General features: G+C 75.4%; 19 protein-coding genes. 12 read left to right on the top strand and 7 right to left on the bottom strand.

Annotated features, from left to right (window positions below; genetic code table 11):
- Positions 1 to 17: 17 nt before the first annotated feature.
- Positions 18 to 1,331, top strand: coding sequence for a hypothetical protein (locus WCD74_RS09140; protein WP_337694534.1), 1,314 nt, complete (start codon positions 18 to 20; stop codon positions 1,329 to 1,331).
- 4 nt (positions 1,332 to 1,335) lie between these two features.
- On the opposite strand, the gene WCD74_RS09145 is transcribed toward WCD74_RS09140, so the two are convergent.
- Positions 1,336 to 1,863: an amino-acid N-acetyltransferase gene (locus tag WCD74_RS09145; RefSeq protein ID WP_337694535.1), complete on the bottom strand. Its 528-nt coding sequence runs from the start codon at positions 1,861 to 1,863 to the stop codon at positions 1,336 to 1,338.
- Between the two features lie 62 nt (positions 1,864 to 1,925).
- On the opposite strand from WCD74_RS09145, the gene WCD74_RS09150 reads away from it, so the two are divergent.
- The 5 genes from WCD74_RS09150 (at position 1,926) to WCD74_RS09170 (ending at position 7,338) form a co-directional block, all read left to right on the top strand.
- Positions 1,926 to 3,551 carry a MiaB/RimO family radical SAM methylthiotransferase gene (locus WCD74_RS09150; RefSeq protein WP_337694536.1) on the top strand — a complete coding sequence of 542 codons (1,626 nt, stop codon included), beginning with the start codon at positions 1,926 to 1,928 and terminating at the stop codon, positions 3,549 to 3,551.
- Complete coding sequence (gene pgsA, locus WCD74_RS09155; RefSeq protein ID WP_337694537.1) at positions 3,548 to 4,144, top strand: CDP-diacylglycerol--glycerol-3-phosphate 3-phosphatidyltransferase; 597 nt, start codon at positions 3,548 to 3,550, stop codon at positions 4,142 to 4,144. Before WCD74_RS09150 ends, pgsA begins: the two co-directional genes overlap by 4 nt.
- Before the next feature lie 146 nt (positions 4,145 to 4,290).
- Complete coding sequence (locus WCD74_RS29940; protein ID WP_373696047.1) at positions 4,291 to 4,866, top strand: helix-turn-helix domain-containing protein; 576 nt, start codon at positions 4,291 to 4,293, stop codon at positions 4,864 to 4,866.
- A gap of 140 nt (positions 4,867 to 5,006) precedes the next feature.
- The gene (locus WCD74_RS09165; protein WP_337694538.1) at positions 5,007 to 5,831 is read left to right on the top strand and encodes a PspA/IM30 family protein; all 825 of its coding nucleotides are present in this window, start codon (positions 5,007 to 5,009) and stop codon (positions 5,829 to 5,831) included.
- 49 nt (positions 5,832 to 5,880) lie between these two features.
- Positions 5,881 to 7,338 (top strand): M28 family peptidase, encoded by a 1,458-nt coding sequence (locus WCD74_RS09170; protein WP_337694539.1) that lies wholly within the window; start codon positions 5,881 to 5,883, stop codon positions 7,336 to 7,338.
- On the opposite strand, the gene WCD74_RS09175 is transcribed toward WCD74_RS09170, so the two are convergent.
- The gene (locus WCD74_RS09175; protein ID WP_337694540.1) at positions 7,335 to 8,222 is read right to left on the bottom strand and encodes a DNA-formamidopyrimidine glycosylase family protein; all 888 of its coding nucleotides are present in this window, start codon (positions 8,220 to 8,222) and stop codon (positions 7,335 to 7,337) included. The genes WCD74_RS09170 and WCD74_RS09175 overlap by 4 nt on opposite strands.
- Before the next feature lie 187 nt (positions 8,223 to 8,409).
- On the opposite strand from WCD74_RS09175, the gene WCD74_RS09180 reads away from it, so the two are divergent.
- A complete protein-coding gene (locus tag WCD74_RS09180) occupies positions 8,410 to 9,900 on the top strand; it encodes an alkaline phosphatase D family protein (RefSeq protein WP_337694541.1) in 1,491 nt (496 codons plus the stop codon).
- A gap of 4 nt (positions 9,901 to 9,904) precedes the next feature.
- Here the strand turns inward: WCD74_RS09180 and WCD74_RS09185 are convergent, their stop codons facing one another.
- The 4 genes from WCD74_RS09185 to WCD74_RS09200 form a co-directional block, all read right to left on the bottom strand.
- Complete coding sequence (locus WCD74_RS09185; RefSeq protein WP_337694542.1) at positions 9,905 to 11,632, bottom strand: MFS transporter; 1,728 nt, start codon at positions 11,630 to 11,632, stop codon at positions 9,905 to 9,907.
- 94 nt (positions 11,633 to 11,726) lie between these two features.
- Complete coding sequence (locus WCD74_RS09190; RefSeq protein WP_337694543.1) at positions 11,727 to 12,458, bottom strand: CPBP family intramembrane glutamic endopeptidase; 732 nt, start codon at positions 12,456 to 12,458, stop codon at positions 11,727 to 11,729.
- 44 nt (positions 12,459 to 12,502) lie between these two features.
- The gene (locus tag WCD74_RS09195) at positions 12,503 to 14,293 is read right to left on the bottom strand and encodes an alpha/beta hydrolase (protein ID WP_337694544.1); all 1,791 of its coding nucleotides are present in this window, start codon (positions 14,291 to 14,293) and stop codon (positions 12,503 to 12,505) included.
- Between the two features lie 68 nt (positions 14,294 to 14,361).
- Positions 14,362 to 14,709: a bifunctional 3-phenylpropionate/cinnamic acid dioxygenase ferredoxin subunit gene (locus tag WCD74_RS09200; RefSeq protein ID WP_337694545.1), complete on the bottom strand. Its 348-nt coding sequence runs from the start codon at positions 14,707 to 14,709 to the stop codon at positions 14,362 to 14,364.
- 148 nt (positions 14,710 to 14,857) lie between these two features.
- Here WCD74_RS09200 and WCD74_RS09205 point away from each other — a divergent pair, with 148 nt between their 5' ends.
- From WCD74_RS09205 to WCD74_RS09225, 5 genes are all read left to right on the top strand, one after another.
- Positions 14,858 to 15,664 carry an IclR family transcriptional regulator gene (locus WCD74_RS09205; protein WP_337694546.1) on the top strand — a complete coding sequence of 269 codons (807 nt, stop codon included), beginning with the start codon at positions 14,858 to 14,860 and terminating at the stop codon, positions 15,662 to 15,664.
- A 192-nt stretch (positions 15,665 to 15,856) separates the two neighbouring features.
- Entirely contained in the window at positions 15,857 to 18,313 is a 2,457-nt protein-coding gene (locus tag WCD74_RS09210; RefSeq protein WP_337694547.1) for an FAD-dependent oxidoreductase, read from the top strand.
- A gap of 67 nt (positions 18,314 to 18,380) precedes the next feature.
- Positions 18,381 to 19,547 (top strand): aromatic ring-hydroxylating oxygenase subunit alpha, encoded by a 1,167-nt coding sequence (locus tag WCD74_RS09215; RefSeq protein WP_337694548.1) that lies wholly within the window; start codon positions 18,381 to 18,383, stop codon positions 19,545 to 19,547.
- Between the two features lie 103 nt (positions 19,548 to 19,650).
- Entirely contained in the window at positions 19,651 to 20,253 is a 603-nt protein-coding gene (locus WCD74_RS29945; RefSeq protein WP_373696048.1) for a hypothetical protein, read from the top strand.
- Between the two features lie 16 nt (positions 20,254 to 20,269).
- Positions 20,270 to 21,259, top strand: coding sequence for an adenosine deaminase (locus tag WCD74_RS09225; RefSeq protein ID WP_337694549.1), 990 nt, complete (start codon positions 20,270 to 20,272; stop codon positions 21,257 to 21,259).
- Here the strand turns inward: WCD74_RS09225 and WCD74_RS09230 are convergent.
- The gene (locus WCD74_RS09230) at positions 21,250 to 22,191 is read right to left on the bottom strand and encodes a hypothetical protein (RefSeq protein WP_337694550.1); all 942 of its coding nucleotides are present in this window, start codon (positions 22,189 to 22,191) and stop codon (positions 21,250 to 21,252) included. The genes WCD74_RS09225 and WCD74_RS09230 overlap by 10 nt on opposite strands.
- Positions 22,192 to 22,252 lie beyond the last annotated feature (61 nt).

Consider the following 22,252-nt stretch of genomic DNA (forward strand, 5'->3'; position numbering starts at 1 on the left):
GGTCGGGAGTGGCGGACATGATCGGTGACGAGTCGGGGACGGACGAGGACGCCACGCGCCTCGTGCGGGACGAGCGGGAGCGCGTCGCGGCCGACCTGCGGGCCGTCGTGGTCGGCCACCTGCACGACCTCGAGGCCGCCGGGGACGAGCAGGCCCCGCGGTACGCGGCCGCCGCCCTGGACGCCACCGAGCGCGCCGCCGCCCTCGGCGGGCTGCCCGAGGTCGGGTCCCCGGAGCACGGCGTGCGCTGGCCGCTCGTCCTGCTCGCGACCGCGGCCGGGTCGGTCGTGCTGGCCCTGGTCGCGCTCGTCGTGGTCCTGCTCCCCGCCTCCGTCGCCGCCGGCCCGCTGCTGGTGCTCGGCCTCGCGGTCGCGATCGCCGTGACCGCCCGCCACGCCCCGCCGGCCGCCTCCGGCGCCGCCCTCGCCCTGGTCCTCGGCGTCCTCGCCGCCGCCGCCCCGTTCGCGACGACGGCCGCCCCCGCGGCCGGGGCGATCGCCGGGACCGTGGATCTCCCGGTGGGGACCGAGCCGGAGTCCGGCGCCTGCCTGCTGCTCGGGGTGGTGCTCGCGGTCGCCTGGGGCGTCGGGCTCCACCGCCGCCGCGCCGCCGTCGCGAACCGTCGCCGCCGCTGGCTCGGGGCCGTGGACGCCCACGGCCGGTGCGGTGCCCACGCCCGCCTGGGGCTCTCGACGGCGGGTCACCGGACCCTGCTCGCCGAGCTGGCCGTCCTCGCGTCCGGCGAGGCCGAGGCCCGCCGGGTGCGGGTCGCCCGCCACCGCCTGGACGGGGTGCTCCCCGCGTTGACCGCGGTGGACCTGGCGCCCGGGCCGTCGACCCCGGGGGACGGCGTGCTCGACGAGGGCCGGGTCGCGGTCCTCGTGGCCGCCGCCCAGCAGGCCGCGCCGCGGACCGGCCGTCCGCCGTCGGTCCTGGTGTGCGGGGTGCCCGCCACGGAGCGCCCGGAGGTCGGGCTGCTGGCCGCCCGCCTGCTCGCGGAACTCGTCACCGAGGTCGCGTCGCGCCCGGGACCGGTCGCGGCCGGCGTGTCCGTGGAGCACCGGGCCGACGCCCTGGCCCTCGAGGTGACCTGCGGACGGGGCCGCCTGCCCGGGTCCCGCGCCGCGCAGGTCCCGCCGGCCCTGCAGGAGCGGGCGGCGCTGCTCGGCGGGACCGTCGAGGTGACCTCGACCACCGGCGCCCTCGCGGTCCGCGTGGTGCTGCCGACCGGGACCCGCCCGGAGGTCGTCCGCCCGGTCGCAGCCCCGCCCGCCCCGTCCGCCCCGACCGTCGCCCCGACGCCGGAGGCCGGTCCGGCGCAGGCCGCCTGAGTCCCTACAGGTCCAGCAGCATCCGCGTGTTCCCGAGGGTGTTCGGCTTGACGTAGGCCAGGTCGAGGAACTCCGCGACGCCCTCGTCCGCCGACTGCATCATCTCCAGGTAGATCTCCTCGCTGACCGGCGAGCCGTCGATCTCCCGGAAGCCGTGCCGGAGGAAGAAGTCCACCTCGAAGGTGAGGACGAAGAGGCTGGCGAGCCCGAGCGCGCGCGCCTGCGCGATCAGCTCGTCGACCAGGGTGTGACCCACGCCGCCGCCCTGGGTGGACGGGTCCACCGCGATGGTGCGGACCTCGCCGAGGTTCTCCCAGAGCACGTGCAGGGCCCCGCACCCGACGACCTCGCGGCCGCGCACCGCCACCCGGAACTCCTGCACGGTCTCGTAGAGGGTAACCAGGGGTTTGCGCAGCAGGATGTTGTCGTCGGCGAACGAGTCGACGAGGGCCTTGATCCCGCGGACGTCGGCCGTCCGGGCGCGGCGGAGCAGGATCGGCGAGGTCGGCGGCGATGTCGACGCGGATGTCACGGAGTGCCACCTTAGGCACCGCCGACGCCGGGGCACGGCGCCGGTGCGTCTACCCTGGACGGGTGCCGCAGCGATCCGGGAACCCTGGCCGCGTCGCGCTCGTGACCCTCGGCTGCGCGCGCAACGACGTCGACTCCGAGGAGCTCGCCGGGCGGCTCGCCGCCGAGGGCTGGGAGATCTCGGGTGCCGACGACGGGTCGGCCGACGTCGTGCTGGTCAACACCTGCACCTTCGTCGAGCAGGCCAAGAAGGACTCCGTGGACGCGGTCCTCGCCGCCGGGGGGCCCGACTCCAAGGTCGTCGCGGTCGGCTGCATGGCCGAGCGCTACGGCGCCGAGCTCGCGGAGGCCCTCCCCGAGGCGACGGCCGTGCTCGGCTTCGACCACTACGGCGCGATCGGCGAGCGGCTCGACGACGTCCTGGCCGGCCGGCCCCTCGCCTCCCACCAGCCGGCCGACCGCCGCACGCTGCTCCCGCTCAGCCCCGTGAAGCGCCCCGAGGCGGTCCGGGACGGCAGCATCCCCGGCCACGACTGGCTGCCCGAGATCCCCCGCAAGCGGCTCGACGACGCGCCCGTGGCCCCGCTGAAGCTCGCCTCCGGGTGCGACCGGCGCTGCGCCTTCTGCGCGATCCCGTCGTTCCGCGGGGCGTTCGTCTCGCGCGACCCGGCCGACGTCGTCGCGGAGGCCGCCTGGCTCGCCGACCACGGCGTGGCCGAGGTGACGCTGGTCAGCGAGAACTCCACGTCGTACGGCAAGGACATCGACGCCCGCGGCGCCGCGGGCGGGGCGCTGGAGCGGCTGCTGGGCGACCTCGCCGAGGTCCCCGGGATGCGGCGGGTGCGGGTGTCCTACCTGCAGCCCGCCGAGGTCCGCCCGCCGCTGCTGGCCGCCATCGCGCGCACCGACCGGGTCGCGGACTACTTCGACCTGTCCTTCCAGCACGCGTCCGCCCCGCTGCTGCGCCGCATGCGCCGCTTCGGGTCGCGGTCGTCGTTCACGGCCCTGTGCGCGGAGATCCGCGCCCTCGCGCCCGAGGCCGGCATCCGGTCGAACGTGATCGTCGGCTTCCCGGGGGAGACCGAGGAGGACCTCGCCGAGCTGGAGGCCTTCCTCGCCGAGGCCGAGCTGGACGCGGTGGGGGTCTTCGGTTACTCCGACGAGGACGGCACCGAGGCCGCCGACCTCCCGGACAAGATCGACCCCGCCGAGGTCGCCGCCCGCGTGGAGCGGGTGACCTCGCTGGTCGAGGTGCTCACCGCGGACCGCGCGGCCCGCCGGGTGGGCACCGAGGTCGAGGTGCTCGTCGAGCGCCAGGAGCTCTCCGAGGCGGCCGCGGCGGAGTACCCGGACCTCGCCGACGTCGAGGACCTGGACCTCGCCGACCTGGGCCTCGACGCCGACCCCGCGATGGTGGAGTTCGCCGACGACGAGCCCGACGAGGCCGCCGAGGCCGCCGACACCGAGCCGGGCGACCTGGTCTGGATCGGTCGCGCCGCCCACCAGGGCCCCGACGTCGACGGCGAGTGCCTGCTCACCGGCTCCGACGACCTCCTGGCGGACCTGACCCGCGGGACGATGGTCCGCGGCCGCGTCGTCGCCTCCGAGGGGGTGGACCTGGTCGTCGAGGCGCTCGAGGTGCTCGCCCCCGGGACCGACCGGGTGCCCGCCGCGGCGGGTGCGCGGTGACCCAGCAGGCCGTGGACGGGAAGGACGCCGTGGAGCGCGTCGTCCCCCTGGTGAACATCGCCAACGCGCTCACCGTGGTGCGCCTGGTGCTGGTGCCGGTGTTCCTGGTCACGCTGTTCGCGGCCGGGGGGCACGACGCCGGGTGGCGCTGGATCGCGTTCGGCGTGTTCGCCCTCGCCTCGGTCACGGACACCTTCGACGGCGAGTTCGCCCGCCGCTGGGAGTTGGTCACCGACTTCGGCAAGATCGCGGACCCGATCGCGGACAAGGCCCTCGTCGGGGCGGCTCTCGTCGGGCTGTCGCTGCTCGGCGAGCTCGGGTGGTGGGTGACGATCGTGATCGCCGTGCGGGAGCTCGGCGTGACCCTGCTGCGCTTCTGGGTGCTGCGCCACGGGGTGATCCCGGCCAGCCGCGGGGGCAAGCTCAAGACGGTGCTGCAGACCTTCGCGCTCGGGCTGGCGATCATGCCGCTGCCCGCGGTGGCCGAGCCCGCCGTCGCGACGCTGTTCCTGCTCGCGGTCGTGGTGACAGTGGTGACGGGGCTGGACTACGTCGCGCAGGCCGTGCGGCTGCGCCGGGCGGCGATGCGGTGAGCAGGCGCGTTCGCCCACGGTGAACGCGGTGCTCGGCCCCGACGCGGTCGCCGGCGAATCGGTACCGTGGTCGGAACGGTCATCGATGCCGGGCTCTGGTCGGGGCCGCGAGTTCCCGACGGCGGGTGCGGCCGGGAGGTGCTCACATGGCGCTGTTGTTGCGCGAGGCGATCGGCGGCACGATCCGCCGCGCCCGCACCGAGCGTCGACGGACCCTGCGAGACGTCTCGCGGGACGCACGGGTGAGCCTGGGCTACCTGTCCGAGATCGAGCGTGGGCGCAAGGAGCCGTCGAGCGAGCTGCTCGCCGCCATCTGCGAGGCCCTCGCGCTGCCGCTGCCGGACCTGCTGGACGACGTCGCCGCGACCATGCGGCCCGAGCCGGTCGCTCCCCGCGTCCCCGCACGTCTGGCGGACCGGCGTCTCGTCGGGGCGAGCGGAGCGACGGGGAAGATCTCCGTCGACGCGGCCCTGCGCTCGGCGGTCGAGGAGGCGTTCGAGGGCTCCACCGAGGCCGCGCCGGAGCCCGGGCCGGCCTCCGACGACGCCGCGGTGGCCACGGACGGCAGCGAGGCCACGGTGGTCGACCTGGCGGAGGAGACGCCGGCGCCCGACGCGGACGTCGACACGGACGACGCCGACGACACGGTGGCGTCGGGCGGCGAGCTGCGCCTGGTCGAGCTGGTCACGCTCGCCCGCGACCCGGTGCCGTCGGCGGCCTGACCGTTCGGCGCTCGCGATCACCGATTGCGCGCCGAGGCCGGGCCTCGGTGGAACAGTGCGCGGAGAGCTGACACGATGGAGCGCGAGACCAGGTCGGCGCAGTTGGCCTGTGCGGACGGTGACGAGTTGGGCGGGAGCAGATGGCCAACCCCTTCGTGAAGGCCTGGAAGTACTTCCTGGCGGCGTTCTCGTCGAAGATCGACGAGCACGCGGACCCCAAGGTGCAGATCCAGCAGGCGATCGAGGACGCCCAGCGCCAGCACCAGGCGCTGTCGCAGCAGGCGGCCTCGGTGATCGGCAACCAGCGTCAGCTGGAGATGAAGCTGAACCGCCAGCTCGGTGACATCGAGAAGCTGCAGTCGTCCGCGCGGCAGGCGCTGACGATGGCCGACCAGGCGCGGGCCAAGGGCGACGAGCAGGCCGCGCAGCAGTACGAGCAGTCGGCGCAGGCGTTCGCCACCCAGCTGGTGACCGCCGAGCAGAACGTCGAGGACCTCAAGACCCTGCACGACCAGTCGATCGGCGCGGCGCAGCAGGCCAAGGGCGCCGTCGAGCGCAACGCCCAGGTGCTGCAGCAGAAGCTCGCCGAGCGCACGAAGCTGCTCAGCCAGCTCGAGCAGGCCAAGATGCAGGAGCAGGTGTCCGCCTCGCTGCGCTCGATGAGCGAGGTCGCGGCCCCCGGCAACACCCCGTCCCTGGACGAGGTCCGCGACAAGATCGAGAAGCGGTACACCACCGCCCTCGGTCAGGCGGAGCTGGCGCAGAACAGCGTGCAGGGCCGCATGCTCGAGGTGCAGCAGGCGTCCACCGACTACGCGGGGCAGAACCGCCTCGACCAGATCCGGGCGTCGATGCAGGGGACGGGCCAGGTCACCCAGGGCCAGCCCGCCGCAGGTCAGACGCAGCCGGCGCAGCCCGCCCCGGCGCAGCCGACCCAGCAGTACGCGCCGCCGCAGCAGAACTGACCGCCACGAGCACAGCGCGACCGTCCCCGGGGTCCTAGAGTCCCCGGGGATGGTGCGCTCGGGGCTGGTCGTCGTGTTCGTGCTCGCGATGGTGGCGGCCTGCGGAGGTCCGACGCCGCCGCCCCCGCCGCCCCCGCCCGACCCGGCGCTTCCCGCCGCGCTCGCCCAGCAGGTCTCCGGCGACGGGGCGTTCGTCCACCTGCAGCAGTTCCAGGGCATCGCGGACCGGAACGGCGGCAACCGCGCCTCCGGGTCGCCCGGCCACGAGCAGAGCGTCGACTACGTCGCCGACCAGGCCCGCCGGGCCGGGTTCCAGGTGGAGACGCCCACGGTCCCGTTCGACTTCTTCTCCGCGGGCGCCCAGACCCTGGTCGTGGCCGGCACACCGGTGCCGAACGCCGTCGCGCTGACCTACTCCCGGCCCACCCCGCCCGGCGGCGTCACCGCGCCGCTGGTCGTCCTGCCCGACGCCCCGGCCGACGCCACCCCGGCCTGCGAGGCCACGGACTTCCCGCCCACGACGCGCGGTGCGATCGTCGTCGCCCGCCGCGGCGTGTGCCCGTTCGCCCAGAAGCAGGCCCTCGCCGCCGACGCCGGCGCGGCCGCCATGGTCGTCGTCAACACCGAGCCCGGCCCCCTGAACGGGACGGTGGGCTCCGTCGCCGAGTCCCGCATCCCGACGGCGGGGCTGTCCCGTACGGACGGCGACCCGCTGTTCGCGCGCGGCGGGAGCGCCGCGACCCTCGTCCTCGACACCCGCGCCGAGAGCCGCACGACCCGCAACGTCGTCGCGCAGACGACCACCGGGCGCACCGACGAGGTCGTCATGGCCGGCGCCCACCTCGACAGCGTCGCCGAGGGCCCGGGCATCAACGACGACGGCTCGGGCTCCGCGGCGCTGCTGGACACCGCGCTGCGCCTCGGGGGTGCCCCCGCCGTGACGAACGCGGTCCGCTTCGCCTGGTGGGGCGCCGAGGAGGAGGGGCTGATCGGGTCCACGGCCTACGTGGCCGGCCTGGACCCGGAGCGCCGCCGCGACATCGCGATGCTGCTGAACTTCGACATGGTCGCCTCGCCGAACGCCGGCTACCTGGCCTACGACGGCGACGACTCCGACCGGCAAGGGGCACCTGCCGGCCCGCCCGGGTCCGACGCGATCGAGCGCCGGATGCTCGCCGCGCTCGGCCAGGTCGGGGTGCAGGGGTCGGGCACGGACTTCGACGGGCGCTCGGACTACGGGCCGTTCATCGAGGCCGGCATCCCCGCGGGAGGGCTGTTCACCGGGGCGGAGGAGGTCAAGACCCCGGAGCAGGCGGCCCGGTGGGGCGGCACCGCGGGCCAGGCGTTCGACCCGAACTACCACAGCCCCCGCGACGACCTCCGCAACGTCGACCGGGTCGCCCTCGACCGCAACACCCGGGCGATGGCCGCCGTCATCGGCGGCTACGCCCTCGACCTGACCGGCCCCGACGGCGTCCCGCCCCGCGCGCAGCGGCAGCCGCGCTAGTAGCGGGCCCGCCGCCCCGTCTGCTGCTGCGGCCGCCGCCCGCCGTGCCCTCCCCGGCCCCGCGGCAGCTCCGGGTGCGGCCCGGGCTGGCAGGTGGGGCAGAAGTAAGCGACGCGGTCCTCGGCGTCCTTCGTCCCGTCGTCCTGCCGGGCCACGGCGACGACGTCGCGGCAGCGCCGGCACCCGCGCCCGCCCCGCTCGAAGACCCAGTGCTGGGCGCCTTCTCCGAGGTCGCCGGTCGTGGACTGCTCCGGGCGCCACGCGTTGCGCAGGAGCAGCTTGCGTGACCAGGTCACGGCGTCGACGGCCTGCTTCTCGGTCAGGTCACCGACCTTCGTCCAGGGCGACACCTTGAGCAGGAAGCAGATCTCGGCCTTGTAGAGGTTCCCGACCCCGCACGCCACCCGCTGGTCCAGCAGCGCCGTCCCGAGCTCCCGGTCGGGGTTCGCCCGGAGCCGGCGCAGCACCTCCGCGGCCGCCGCGTCGTCCCAGCCGTCGCCCAGCAGGTCCGGGCCGAGGTGCCCGACGAACCGGTCCTCCTCGTCGGTCGGCAGGAGCTCCAGGTCGTGCAGCCGGAAGCCGACCGCGACCCGTTCCTCGGTGGCGAGGATGGCCCGGATGTCGTGGTCGGCGCCCCGCCACGGGCGCCCCGGCCGGTACAGGTGCCACGACCCGTCCATCCGGAAGTGGCTGTGCAGGCTCCGCCCGTCGTCGAACCGGGTGAACAGGTGCTTCCCGACGGACACGACCTGCTCCACCGTCCGGCCCGCGAGGTCGTGCTGGATCAGCCGGGGGTGCCGCAGCTCGCCGCGGGTCAGCTCCTTCCCGGCCAGCGCGTCGTCCAGGCGCCGGCCGGCGAGGAACACGGTGTCACCCTCGGGCATGTCCCCATGGTGCCCTGCGGGCGGCGACTCCATCCGTCGCCGGGACGGCTCATGATCACGACGAGGGGACGGTCCTGGCTGATGTCGATCTACCGGCGGGCCATCGTGGTCCCCCCGACGTGATCATGACCGTCCGTCTCACCCGCCGCCACCGGCCGTTCACGTCGTCGGGTCATGATCTCCGACGATGCCGAACCGTCGTGACGTCCTCCGGGCCGGGCTCGTCCTCGGCGGGGGTGGCCTGCTCGCCGCGTGCGCGGGGAGCACCGGGCCGGGCCTGGTGCGCTCCGACCGCCCGGTGCTGACCCACGGGGTGCAGGCCGGCGAGGTGACGGCGGACTCGGCGCTGGTGTGGACGCGCGCCGACCGGCCCGCGCGGATGGTCGTCGAGGTCGCCTCCGACCCGTCGTTCGGGAACGCCCGGCGCCTCGAGGGCCCGCCGCTGACGCCGGACACCGACTTCACCGGACGACTCCGTGTGCCCGCCGCTCCCGGCCGGACCACCTTCTACCGGGTCTCCGCCGACGGCTCGGAGCCCGTCGTCGGGACCTTCCGCCGCCCGCCGTCGGGCACCGAGGACGTCCGCGTTGTGTGGACCGGTGACGTCGTCGGGCAGGGCTGGGGGATCGACGGGAGCCGCGGCGGGATGGCGCTGTACCGCGCGATGCAGGGCCGCGACCCGGACTTCCTGCTGCACTCGGGCGACACGGTCTACGCGGACGGGCCGGTCGAGGAGACCGTCACGCTGCCGGACGGCTCGACCTGGCGCAACGTCGTGACGCCGGAGAAGGCGAAGGTCGCCGAGACCCTCGCCGAGTTCCGCGGCCAGTGGGCGTACAACCTGCTCGACGAGCACTACCGGTCCTTCCAGGCCGCCGTCCCGACGATCGCCAGCTGGGACGACCACGAGGTGACCAACAACTGGTACCCCGGTGAGGTCCTCACGGACGCGAAGTACGCGACCGAGAAGCGCGTCGACGTGCTGACGGCCCGGGCCGCGCAGGCGTTCCGCGAGTGGATGCCGATCGAGGGCGAGCGGGTCTACCGCAGGGTCCCCTACGGGCCGCAGCTCGACGTCTTCGTGCTCGACATGCGCACGTTTCGGGGCTCCAACCCCGAGGCGCTCACCGCGCCGGCGTCGCGCATCCTCGGCGACGAGCAGGTCGCGTGGCTGCTCGACGGCCTCGCGGCCAGCCGTGCCACCTGGAAGGTGATCGCCGCCGACATGCCGCTCGGGATCGTCGTGAAGGACGGCGACACCGGGATCGAGGCGGTGGCGAACAACGCGCCAGGGGCGCCGGCGGGCCGGGAGGCCGAGATCGCCCGGGTCCTCACGGGCATCCGCGAGCGCGGCGTGCGCAACACCGTGTGGCTCACCGCGGACGTGCACTACACCGCGGCCAACCGCTACACCCCCGAGCGGACCGGGATCGCCGCCGACCCGTTCTGGGAGTTCGTCTCCGGCCCGGCCCACGCGGGTGCCTTCCCGGCGAGCCCGCTGGACCCGACGTTCGGACCGGAGCAGGTGTTCGTGCACGCCCCGACGACGTCGAACGTCTCCCCGGCCGAGGGGTTCCAGCACTTCGGCGAGGTGTCGATCAGCGGCGGTCGGATGCGGGTCGACCTGCGCGACGCCACCGGGGCGTCGTTGTGGTCGACGGAGCTGCCGCCGACCTGACGCTTCAGCTGGCCAGCACCAGGGCCCGCGGCGCGGAGCGGTCGGCCACGGACACGTGCTCGGCGGTCGGGCGGCCGCCGGGGCCGCTCGCGATGACGAGCACCGTCTCCGGGTGGTCCACGGGCGCGCAGAACGCGCCGTCGGCGTCGACCGGGACGACGGCGAGCTGGCGGCCCTGCAGGTCCACCAGCGTCACGTGCGCCTCCGCGGCCGGGGCGCCCCCGGCCAGCCGGACGTGCCCGTGCACGGCCGGGCCAGGCGCCGCGTCGTCCGGCGCCGCGTTCGCGGTGTCGATCACGACCTCGTCCACCGAGCGCGACCGCGGCAGCACCGGGATCAGCGCCGTCGCCGCCAGCGCGACCAGCCCGCAGCCGGCCGCGATCCACAGCGTGGTCTGCAGCCCGGCGAGCGAGGGCCCCGCGAACGTCGGCGCCGTGGCCGGTCCGACGCGGATGGTCATCGCCGAGAGGACCACCGCCGCCACCGCCGAGGCGGTCGACGTGCCGACCGAGCGCATCAGCGTGTTGAGCCCGTTCGCCGCCGCGGTCCGGTCCGTCGGCACGGCCCGCATGATCAGGTCGGGCAGTGAGCCGTAGGCCAGGGCGACCCCGGCGCCGACCAGCGAGATCACCAGCGCGACGTGCCACGGCGCCGACAGCAGGAACACGCCGAGCACGTAGGCGACCGAGATGATCACCAGGCCGATCCGCAGCGAGGTCCGTGGCCCGAACCGGGCGGACACCCGCGCGGTGACCGGCGACATGACCATCATGACGACGCCGTTGGGGGCGAGCACCAGGCCCGCGGCGAGCAGCGACAGCCCGAGGCCGTAGCCCGACGACGTCGGGGCCTGCAGCAGCTGCGGGAAGGTCACCATGCCGGTGAACATCGCGACGCCGACCGGCACGGAGACCAGATTCGGCACGAGCACCGCGCGGCGGGCGGAGATGCGCAGGTCGACGATCGGGTCGGTGACCCGCAGCTCCCACGCCCCCCACGCGAGGAGCACGATCACGGCGCCGACCGCCGAGCCCAGCGTGGTGGCGCTGGTCCAGCCCCAGTCGGCGCCCTTCGAGATCGCGAGGAGCCCGAGCACGAGCCCGACGGTCAGGGCGACCGCGCCGACGCCGTCGAACCGGCCCCCGGAGCGCTGGGCCGACTCGGGGATCACCGCGAGGATCAGCACGACGCCGGCGGCGCCGAGCGCACCCGCCGTCCAGAACAACGCGTGCCAGTCGGCGACCTGCACGATCAGGGCGGAGAGCGGGAGACCGAGCCCGCCACCGATGCCGAGGGTCGCGCTCATCAGGGCGATGCCGGAGCCGAGCCGCTCGGGCGGCAGGGCGTCGCGCATGAGGCTGATGCCCAGGGGCACCGCGCTCACCGCGACACCCTGCAGGGACCGGCCGACCAGGACGGGGACCAGCGAGGAGGTGACCGCGCAGATGAGGGCGCCGACGACGAGCAGGACGAGGGTCGCGACCAGGACCCGGCGCTTGCCGACCATGTCCCCGAGACGCCCCGCGATCGGGGTGGCCACCGCGCCGCCGAGGAGGGTCGCGGTGATCACCCACGACGCGTTGGCCTGCGTGGTGCCCAGCAGGGCCGGGAGCTGGGGGACGATCGGCACCACCAGCGTCATGCAGAGGGACGCGATCAGGCCGACCGACGAGAGGACCGCCACGACCAGCGCCGGCTTCGTCTCCGTCCGGCCGATCTCAGCCTGCGCCACCCGTCCTCCGATTCCACCCGGTTTCGTGTATTGCGCAACGAAACACTAGACGTGCGGAACGGCTCCCGGTGCCCGGATATTCCCTATCTCACCCTCAGCGGGTGGCGAGCAGGACGGCCACCAGGCCGACCACGTTCGTGCCCAGGTGGATGCCGATCGAGGCGAACAGCGAGCCCGTGCGGCGCCGCACCACCGACATGAGGACGCCGCCGAGCGCGGTCACGCCGAGCACGACCAGCACGCCGAACACCGGCACGCCCCCGACGGGGGCGGCGAGCGCCCCCGCGAGGTGCCAGACGGCGAACGCCGAGGCGACCGCGAACACCACGCCGCGCCCGGCCCACAGCCGGCCGGCCCAGGCCCGCTCGGTGAGGCCGTGGAGCACGCCGCGGAAGGCGAGCTCCTCGCAGAGCACGGTGCCGACCGGGATGAGCAGCAGCGCGCGCAGGACGAGCGCGGACGTCGGGCTGGACTCGACGCCGGGGTTCTCGAGCAGCGGGCGGGTCGCGGGCAGCAGGAACGCGACGCCGTAGCCCAGGGCCGCCACCCCGACGGCCGCGCCACCCCAGCGCAGGCCCGCACTCCACGTCGTCGGGCAGAGCCCGAGGTCCCGCCAGGTGAGCCCACCGGCCCGCGCGGCGAGCACCAGCACCAGCACCCCGGCGACGTTCGCGATCATCCGGACCACCGGGTCCGCGGGCAGCGCCGGGACCAGCAGGTTGTTCCACGCCACCAGCCCGGCCGCGACCACCGCGACGACGGCCGAGAGGACCAGGGCGGCGGGGACCCGGCGGGGAGCGGACGGTGCGGCGGCGGGGACGGTCATCGCCTCCACCGTGCCATCCGGGGCCGTGGGGGTGCCGTGAGGGGTCAGCCCGCCAGGGCCTGGCGCACGCGCGCGGTGTCGGCGGCCGTCCATCCCGGGGGCGCCGCGACCGCGACCCACCCGTCGAGGATCTCGTCGGTGTAGACGTGCCCGTGCCCCGGCGGCACGTTCACCGCGTTCACCAGGTCGATCGACACCTGCCAGAACGTGATCACCGGGTACCAGCTCATCGCGCCGACGACGTCGGAGCCACGCGGCTCGACGAGCCAGTCCGGGCGTTCCCACAGCAGGTCCGGTGACCACCAGACCACCGGGTCGGACGGGTGCTGGAGGTAGAGGACGTGCGGCGCGATCCAGGGCGTCGACGGGTTCTGCGCCACGGCGGCCGTCGAGGGCCCGCCCGCGAACCGGACCACCAGCCCGTCGGAGTAGGTCGGCAGGACCTCGGGCGAGCCCGGGTCGCGGCGGGTGACGATCTGCGACCACAGCCGGTTCGAGTTCGGCGGGCCGACCCACAGGACCCCGTCGGTGTTCGCGCGGACGTCCGCGAGCGAGGAGAACGCGCCCTCCGAGCCCTGCGAGCCCAGGCTCTCGCCGAACACGATCATGCGGGGCCGCGGCACACCGGGCGGGATGGCCTGGATGCGGGCGTGCACCGCGTCGATCAGCAGCCGCCCGGCCTCCTCGGCCCGCGGCCCGTCGAAGAGGAACGACAGCCAGCTCGGGAGGTAGGAGTACTGGGTGGCCACGATCGCGGAGTCGCCCGCGTAGAGCGCCTCCAGCGAGTCCGCGACCGGGTCGTCCACCCAGCCGGTGCCCGTCGTCGTCACCACCGCGACGACGGGCCGGGAGAACGCGCCCTCGCGCTCCAGCTCCCGCACCGCGAGGTCGGCGCGCGCCTGGGGCTCCGTGGCGGTCTCGAGGCCGACGTAGGCCCGGACGGGCTCGACCGCCGGACGTCCGCCCGCCGCCGCGAGCGTGGCCGCGTCGCGACCGGCCGCGACGAAGCGGCGTCCCTCCTTGCCGAGGGTCTCCCAGGGCACCAGCGACGCCGGGGAGCCCGAGCGCGTGGGGCTCGTGGGCCGGTCGAACCCGGGGTAGGTCTCGTCGTTCACGCCGGAGAAGGCCTGGTCGACGACCGTCAGTGTGCCGCGGAGCACGATCTGGTTCACGACCGCGGCGATGACCATCGCGAGCAGGACGACCGCGACGGCGCCGGCGATCCGGCGTGGCAGGTGGGCGTAGCGGCGCAGGCCCCGGACGAGCAGGTGGTCGGCGTGGCGCACGAGGCGGACGACCGCGATCGGCGCCGCCGCGACGAGCACGCCGAGCGGGACCGCCCGCGCGTAGCCGAGCAGCGTCGGCGGTTCGATGCCGACGAGGAGGGCGATGTCGCGCTGCCACTGCGCCCCGGCCACGAGCATGACGAGCACGACGACCGCGGCGGCGACGAGCAGGATCGGCCACGCGGCGAGGCGCACGCGGGCCGGCACGCGCGCGCGGGCCCGCGCGAAGAGACGGATGCCCACCCGCGTGCGCCGCATCAGGAACCAGAGCACGGTCCCCACGCCGTAGCCGACCGCCGCCGACAGGCCGGTCGCGAGCCCCTGCACGAACCAGTCGCGCGGGATCAGCGACGGCGTCATCGCCAGCGAGCCGAACGCCACCCCGACCGCGAGGCCGAGGCCGTCGACGCGCAGCCAGCGCAGCCCCGCACGGTCCAGGGGACCCGGCCCGCGGTGCACCACGTGGGCGGCCGGCGGCCGCGGATGGGTGCCGTGCTCCTGGGCGGGGTCGGCGCGCGAGGGCTCGGCGTCGACCCGCGTCTCGGACACGGCTCTCAGTCTGGACCCTCGCGTACCGACCCGGACGGAGGGACCCGCGGATGTGAGCGGGTCCTCCGTCAGGCGGCGATCTCGGTCGCTCCGCCGAGGTCCACGTGGATCCAGCCCTCGATCACGACGACGGGGTGGGTCCGGACCGGGACGGACGCGGGCGGCCCGTCCGGTTCCCCCGTCCGCAGGTCGAACAGCGCGGCGTGCAGGGGGCACTCGATGAAGCAGCCCTCGAGGTAGCCGTCGGACAGGGCGGCGTCCTGGTGGGTGCACGAGTCTTCGATGGCGTGCAGCTCGCCGTCGTCGGTGCAGAAGATCGCGACGCCCGGGCCGGTCGGGTCCAGCGTGTGCTCCGGCTCGAGGCGGACCGCGTCGCCGGGGGAGAGGTCGGACAGGGGACGGACGGGGACGAGCATCGGGCCACACTCCGGATCGAGGGGTTGTTGCGCACAGGGGAACGGTGGGCGCGATACGCAACAGCGTGGGACGTATTCCGGGATCGCGTCAAGAGGCGCGGGTGCGTGGGTGGCGTGCGGGGCGCGCGGGACGCCTACACTTCCGGGCGTGTCGAGGGCGGACGGTGACCGGGGGGAGCGCTCGTCCGTCCAGTCGGTGGACCGCGCCGTCACGATCCTCGAGATCCTGGCTGCGCGCGGTGAGGCCGGGATCACCGAGATCGCCGAGGAACTCGGCGTCCACAAGTCCACGGCGTCCCGGCTGGTCTCGGCCCTGCAGCGCCGTGGCCTGCTCGAACAGCTCGGCGACCGCGGGAAGTACGCGCTCAGCTTCGGCATCGTGCGGCTCGCCGCCGCCACCACCGGTCGGATGGACCTCGCACGGCTGGGGCAACCCACGTGCCAGGCCCTGGCCGAGGTCGTCGGCGAGACCGTCAACATCGCGGTGTCCGACGGCGAGGCCGCGATCAACGTGGCCCAGGAGTTCGGGACGTCCACGGTGAGCACCCAGAACTGGGTCGGGCGCCGGACCCCGCTGCACGCCACCTCGGCGGGCAAGGTCCTGCTCGCGCACATGGACGAGGCCGAGCAGCGGGCCCTGCTGCGCCGGCGGCTCCCGCGCTACACCGAGGCCACGATCACCGAGCCCGCGGCGCTGCGCGCGGAGCTGGCCCGGGTGATCGACGAGGGCTACTCCCGCTCGTTCGAGGAGCTCGAGGTCGGCCTGCACGCGGTCGCCGTGCCGGTCTGGGCGCACGACAGCACCGTCGTCGCGGCGCTGTCCGCCTCCGGGCCGTCCTACCGGCTCCCGCGCCGCCGGGCCCGCGCCATCGTCGCCGACATGCGCGAGGCCGCCCGCGAGCTCTCGGCGAAGCTCGGCTGGGTCGAACCGGGGTCGGGCAGCGCGCTGCGCTGACGCGCCTCTCCACCACCCCGGACTACCCGCGAGTACTCCCGTCGTCGGGAAACAGCCTGGTTACGCCTGCCGACCCACCCCCGGCGACCCCTTGACAGGGCTCGGGCAGAAATCCCACGGTGTTGCGGTACGCAAAACACGGTGCGCAATGCGCAACACGAGTCTTTCGACTCGGCCGACCGGGAGACGCCCATGGGACCTCGCGTCGTCATCGTCGGAGCCGGCATCGTCGGCTGCGCCCTCGCGGACGAGCTCACGGCACGCGGGTGGACCCGCGTCACCGTGCTCGACCAGGGCGAACCGGTCCGGACCGGCGGCTCCACCTCGCACGCTCCCGGGCTGGTCTTCCAGACCACCGGGCACCCGACGATGACCCGGTTCGCCCGGGCCACCGCCACCAAGTACGGCGCCCTGCGCATCGACGGCCGGGCCTGCTTCCGGCCGGTCGGCGGGCTGGAGGTCGCCGCGACCCGGGAACGGCTGACCGACCTGCGCCGCCGGCACGGCTGGGCTACGGCCGCCGGGATCGAGTCGCACCTGCTGGACCCGGGCGAGTGCGCGGCGCTGCACCCGCTGATCGACCGCGACGTGGTGCTGGGCGGCCTGCACATCCCGTCCGACGGGCTCGCCGTGCCGCTCGGGGCGGCCGAGGCGCAGGCCCGCGCGGCCACGGCCCGCGGCGCGACCTTCCGCCACGGCGTCCGGGTCACCGGCGTCGACGTCCGCGGCGGCCGGGTGCGCGGCGTGGAGACCTCCGAGGGCCCGGTGGCGGCCGACGTGGTGGTGTCGGCGGCCGGGATGTGGGGACCGCTGCTCGGCGCGATGGCGGGGGTCGGGGTCCCGCTCTCGCCGATGGCCCACCAGTACGCCTGGACCACGCCGCTGCGTGAGCTGGACGTGCTGCAGAAGCTCCGCGGCCTGGTCGACCCGGGCGGGGCGGTGCTGCCGATGCTGCGCCACCAGGACGCGGACCTGTACTTCCGGGAGCACGGCGACCGGCTCGGCGTCGGCGCCTACGGCCACCGCGCGATGCCCGCGGACCCCACCGGCCTGGACCGCTCGGGGCCGGACCGCGGCGAGATGCCCAGCGAGCGCGCGTTCACCGAGCTGGACTTCGAGCCCAGCTGGGCCGCCGCCCAGGCGCTGCTGCCCGCGCTGGGCGACGCCAAGGTCGAACGGGGGGTCAACGGCCTGTTCTCCTTCACCCCGGACGGCCTGCCGCTGCTCGGCGAGACCTCGGTCGCCGGCTTCTGGCTGGCCGAGGCCGTGTGGATCACCCACTCCGCCGGGGTCGCGCAGGCCGTGGCGAGCTGGATGGTCGACGGCGTCCCGTCGCTGCCGGCGCTGGACGGCTCCGGGGCGGCCGACCCGGTCGACGTCTCCGCGGCCCACCACGACCGCTTCGACCCGGCCGTGCTCGCCCCGTCCACGGTGCGCAGCCGGGCCTGCACCGCCTTCGACGAGGTCTACGACATCGCCCACCCGCAGGGCCTGTCGACGTCCTCGCGCCCGCTGCGCACGGGACCCTTCGACGCCCGCCACCGCGAGCTCGGCGCGGTGGTCGCCGAGCGCGACGGCTGGGCCGTCCCGGCCTGGTTCGCCGACAACGCCGACCTCCCCGAGGTCTGCGAGGTCCGGCCGCGCCGCGAGTGGGCGGGGCGGCACTGGTCGCCGGTCGCCGGCGCCGAGGCCCTCGTCGTCCGCCGGGCGGTCGCCCTCGTGGACCTCACCAGCGCGCACCGGCTCGAGATCACCGGCGCGGGCGCGCTCGGCCTGCTCCAGCAGCTCGCGACGGTGGACCTGGACCGGCCGGTGGGGTCGCGCACGCGGGCCCTGTGTCTCGACGGGGCCGGCCGCATCCGCGCCGACCTCGACGTCGCCCGGCTCGGCCCGGAGCGCTTCACGGTCGCGGTCGGGACCCGCCTGGAGGCGCGCTGGATCGACGAGCACGTGCTCGGGGACGTGAGCGTGCGTGACGTCTCGGCCGGTACGTGCGCGCTGGGCGTGTGGGGCCCGGCGTCGGGGGTCCTGCTCTCCCGGCTCACCGACCCGGTCGCCCGCCGCCGCGGCACCGCGACCGCCACGGTCGCCGACACCCACGTCGGCCCGGTCCCGGCCCTCGCGCTGCGCGGGACGCCGATCGGCGTGGACGGGGTCGAGCTGCGCACCTCGGCCGACCTGGGCGCCGCACTCTGGGACGTGCTCTGGGACGCCGGCGCCACGCTCGGCGTCGTCGCGGCCGGGGCCCGCGCGGTCACCAGCCTCGCCGTCGAGTCCGGCCTGCGCACCCTCGGCAGCGGGGTGGACGCCTCGCTGACCCCGGCCGAGGCCGGCCTCGGCCACCTCGTCGACCCGGCGAAGGGCCCGTTCCTCGGGCGGGAGGCCGCCCTCACGGCCACGACACCGTCCCGCCGCCTGGTCACCCTCGCCCTCGACGACCCCGGCGAGGTGGTCGTCGGCGACGAGCCGGTGCTGGCCGGGGACGACTGCGTCGGGCGCGTCGCGGTCGCCGAGGCCTCCGCCACCGAGGACGTCTCGCTCGCCCTCGCCGTCGTCCCCGCCGGGCTGGCCGAGCCCGGCACCGCACTGTCGGTGGAGTACTTCGGCCGCCGACTGCCCGGCCGGGTCGTGGACCGGGAGGTCCGATGACCCCCGACCCGAGCACCCCCGACCTCCCCCACGCCCTGCACCCCACCGGTCCGCTGGAGCACGCACGATGACCACCGCACCGTCCCACCCGTCCCTGCTCCCGACGCTGCCCGGCTCGGCCTACGTCGACCCCGCCGCCCACGCCGCCGAGTGCGAGCACGTCCTCGAGGCCTCGTGGTTCTGCGCCGTGGCCTCCGCCGACCTCCCCGACGCCGGGTCCTTCCGGACCGTCACCGTCGGGCGCGAGTCCGTCCTGCTCACCCGGTCCCGGGACCGTCAGGTGCGGGCCTTCTTCAACGTGTGCCGGCACCGAGGGGCCCGGCTGTGCACCGAGGAGTCCGGCACCGTCCGCCGGTCGTTCCAGTGCCCGTACCACGCGTGGACCTACGGGCTGGACGGCTCGCTGGTCTCCGCGCCGCACCTGTCGTCGATGCCCGGGCTCGACCGCACCGCCCACGGCCTGCGCACCATCGCCGTCCGGGAGTGGCTCGGCTACGTGTGGGTCTGCCTGGCGGACGACCCGCCGTCGTTCGCCGAGACCGTCGAGGACGTCGTGGGCGAGCGTCTCGGGTCCCGCGAGGCGGTGCACGCGTACGGCATCGAGGGACTCTCCCTCGCCCGCCGGATCACCTACGACGTGGCCGCGAACTGGAAGCTCGTCGTCGAGAACTTCATGGAGTGCTACCACTGCGCGACGATCCACCCGGAGCTCACCGAGGTGCTCCCGGAGTTCGCGGGCGGCTACGCGGCGCAGACCAACGTCGGGCTCGGCGCGGTGATGGGCACCGAGGGCTTCACCGTCGACGGGTCCGCGGGCCTGGGGCGGCTGCCCGGCGTCACCGACGAGCAGGACCGGCGCTACTTCGCGGTGACGATCGCCCCGCAGGTCTTCGTCAACCTGGTGCCCGACCACGTGATCGTGCACCGCATGTTCCCCCTCGCGGTCGACCGGACGGTCATCGAGTGCGACTGGCTCGTCGACCCGGCCGTCGTGGCGGCCGGCACGGACGTCTCCCGCTCGGTCGAGCTCTTCGACCGCGTGAACCGGCAGGACTTCGACGCCTGCGAGCGCTGCCAGCACGGGATGTCGTCGCGCGTCTACGCCGACGGCGGGGTGCTGGTGCCGACCGAGCACCACATCGGCGCGTTCCACGAGTGGGTGCGCACGAAGCTGGGACGGTCCGACCCCGCGGGCGGGCTCTCCGCCGTCCCGGAGGCCCACGAGGTGGCCTGACGAGGGCGTTCGGAGCAGCGGCTCCTGTGGATCACCGGCGCCTGTCCACAGGGGCCCGCGGGCTCGTTGCCGTGGCCGCCGGGTCGGCCCGACCCTGGCTGCCATGCGCGAGATGATCACGGTCCGCGAGGCGGACCACGAACTGCGGATCCAGGTCGTCGACGCCCGGGCGTACGTCGCCGTGGTGCCGGTCGGCCGGGACGAGGACCCGGACGACGCCGACCCGGGCCTCACGGTGTCGCTCCCGGCCCGGCGGCTGCACGCCCTGCTGCGGGCCGCGTGGGCCGACGACCAGTTCGGGGCGTACGGCCCCCTCGACCCGCCGCTGTGGCCGGCCGTCGAGCCGGAGCCCGAGGAGGACCCGTACACCGAGGAGCGGCTGCGCTTCGGCTGGCGGGACGACTGGCCGGAGGACGACCGCGCCCCCGGCGACCTCGTCCCGTTCCCGCGGTCTCCCTGGCGCCGGGCCCGCCCGGTCAACGGGGGACTGCCGTGGTCGGCCGAGGACGACGCCGCCCTGCGCGAGGCGTGGCTCGCGGCGGACCCGGAGAAGACCCGCACCGCGGTGCTCGACGAGCTGGGGGACCGGTTCGGACGCACCCCCGGCGCGGTGACCCAGCGGCTCTACCGCGTCGGCTGCGACCCCGCGGAACGCGGCACCGTGCGCATGGTCCCGGTGCCGCGGGACTCGGCCGGGGAGGCGTGAGCCAGGATCCGGACCCATGACCGCCACCCCGCCCGCCGTCGAGCTGCACGTCCACGTCGAGGGCACGCTCGAACCCGAGCTGATCATGGCGCTCGCGGAGCGGAACCGGGTCGAGCTGCCCTACGCCGACCTCGACGACCTGCGCGCCCGGTACGCGTTCACCGACCTCTCCCACTTCCTCGACCTGTACTACGCGAACATGGCCGTCCTCCGGGAGGCGGAGGACTTCGCGACGATGACGCGGGCCTACCTGGAGCGGGCGGCGAGGGCCGGGGTGCGGCACGTGGAGCTGTTCGTCGACCCGCAGGCCCACCTGGCCCGGGGCGTCGGGGTGCCGGTGGTGCTGGAGGGGGTGTCCGCCGGGCTGGCGGATGCGCCGGCCGGCATGACGACGGGACTCATCCCGTGCTTCCTGCGCGACCGGCCCGCCGAGGAGGCCGACGAGGTCCTCGATGCGCTGCTGGCGAGCGGGGTCCCGTTGCTCGGCGTCGGGCTCGACTCCGCCGAGGCCGGGAACCCGCCCGGCCGGTTCGCCGACGTCTTCGCGCGGGCGCGGGCCGCCGGGCTGCGGCTCGTGGCGCACGCGGGGGAGGAGGGTCCGGCCGCGTACGTGCGCGAGGCCCTCGACGTGCTGGGCGTGGAGCGGGTCGACCACGGGATCCGGGCCCTGGAGGACCAGGCCCTCGTCACACGCCTCGCCGAGGAGGCGGTGCCGTTGACGGTCTGCCCGTTGTCGAACGTGCGCCTCCGGGCGGTGCGCACGCTGGCGGCCCACCCGCTGCCGCTGATGCTGGGCGCCGGGCTCGCCGTGAGCGTGCACTCCGACGACCCGGCGTACTTCGGCGGCTACGTCGACGACAACCACCGGGCCGTGATGGAAGCGCTGCACCTCACGCGGGCGCAGGTGCACACCCTCGCGTCGAACGCGGTCGAGGCCGCCTTCGTCGACGACACCCGTCGGGCCGAGCTCCGGGAGGAGGTGGCCGCCTGGGCCGCTCAGCCCTGAGCGTGCGCCCGGAGCAGGAAGGCCGCCGCGTCGTCGAGGTCGGAGAACCCGGCGCCGAGCGCGTCCACCAGCAGGTCGTTCGAGCCGCACGCGACCCGGCCGATCGTGTGCCGGGTCCGGTCGACCGCGGGGAGCTCGAGGCCGAGTACCGACGCGACGAGCTCGCGCTTGCCCTCGCCGCCCGACCCGCCGTCGACGGTGAGGACCGGCAGGAACCGCTCCGGGCGGGCGACGGCCAGCACGTGCGTGAGCACGGCCTCGCGGGCGCCCGGCATCGCGTGCGGGCTGGTCTGGTCGGCGAGCGCGGTGAAGCGGTCCTCGAGCGGCGGGTCGTCCGGGGACTGCTCGTCGTCGCCGCTCTCGCCGCGCAGCAGGTACTCGACCGCGTCCCGGAACCGCCGCGACGCGTCCCGGTCGCCGAGCTTGCGCCACTCGCGGGAGAACGAGGACGTGTTCCCCGAGAGGGCCAGCACGTCGGAGGTGACGAAGTCCTTGAGCTGGCCCGGTTCGGCGTGCGGCAGCCCGGCGCGGCTGAACATCAGCTCGTAGAGCCGCCGGAAGTCCGCGGCGTAGGGGTCGGGCCGGGGGCGCTCGCGGGGCCAGGCCGCCTTGAGCGCCGCCAGCCGGCGGAGCTTCTCGTCGGGCACGTCGTCGAGGGTCGGGAACCGCCGGACGACGGGGGCGGCCTCCACGGAAGACGCGGCCGACGCGGCCGGGGCGGTCCGCACGGCCCGCGGGGTGCTCGGCGCCCGGGCCGCCCGGGGCGTGGGGGTCTTCACCGGCTTCGGTGTCACCGCCCGCGGCGACACCGGCTTCGCCCCGAGCATCCAGTGGTGGCCGCACGCCGTGCACCGCATCTCGTTGCGGCCGTCGTCCGCCATCCCGACGTACTCCGCGGCCGCGGCCTCGCAGCTCGGACACGCCAGCGCCATCGGTCTCCCTCCTCGGGCGGCCATGCCGTGCCCCATCATGCCCGGCCGCCGTCGGGCCCGC

Source organism: Actinomycetospora aurantiaca (assembly GCF_037401875.1).
Classification (GTDB): Bacteria; Actinomycetota; Actinomycetes; order Mycobacteriales; family Pseudonocardiaceae; genus Actinomycetospora; species Actinomycetospora aurantiaca.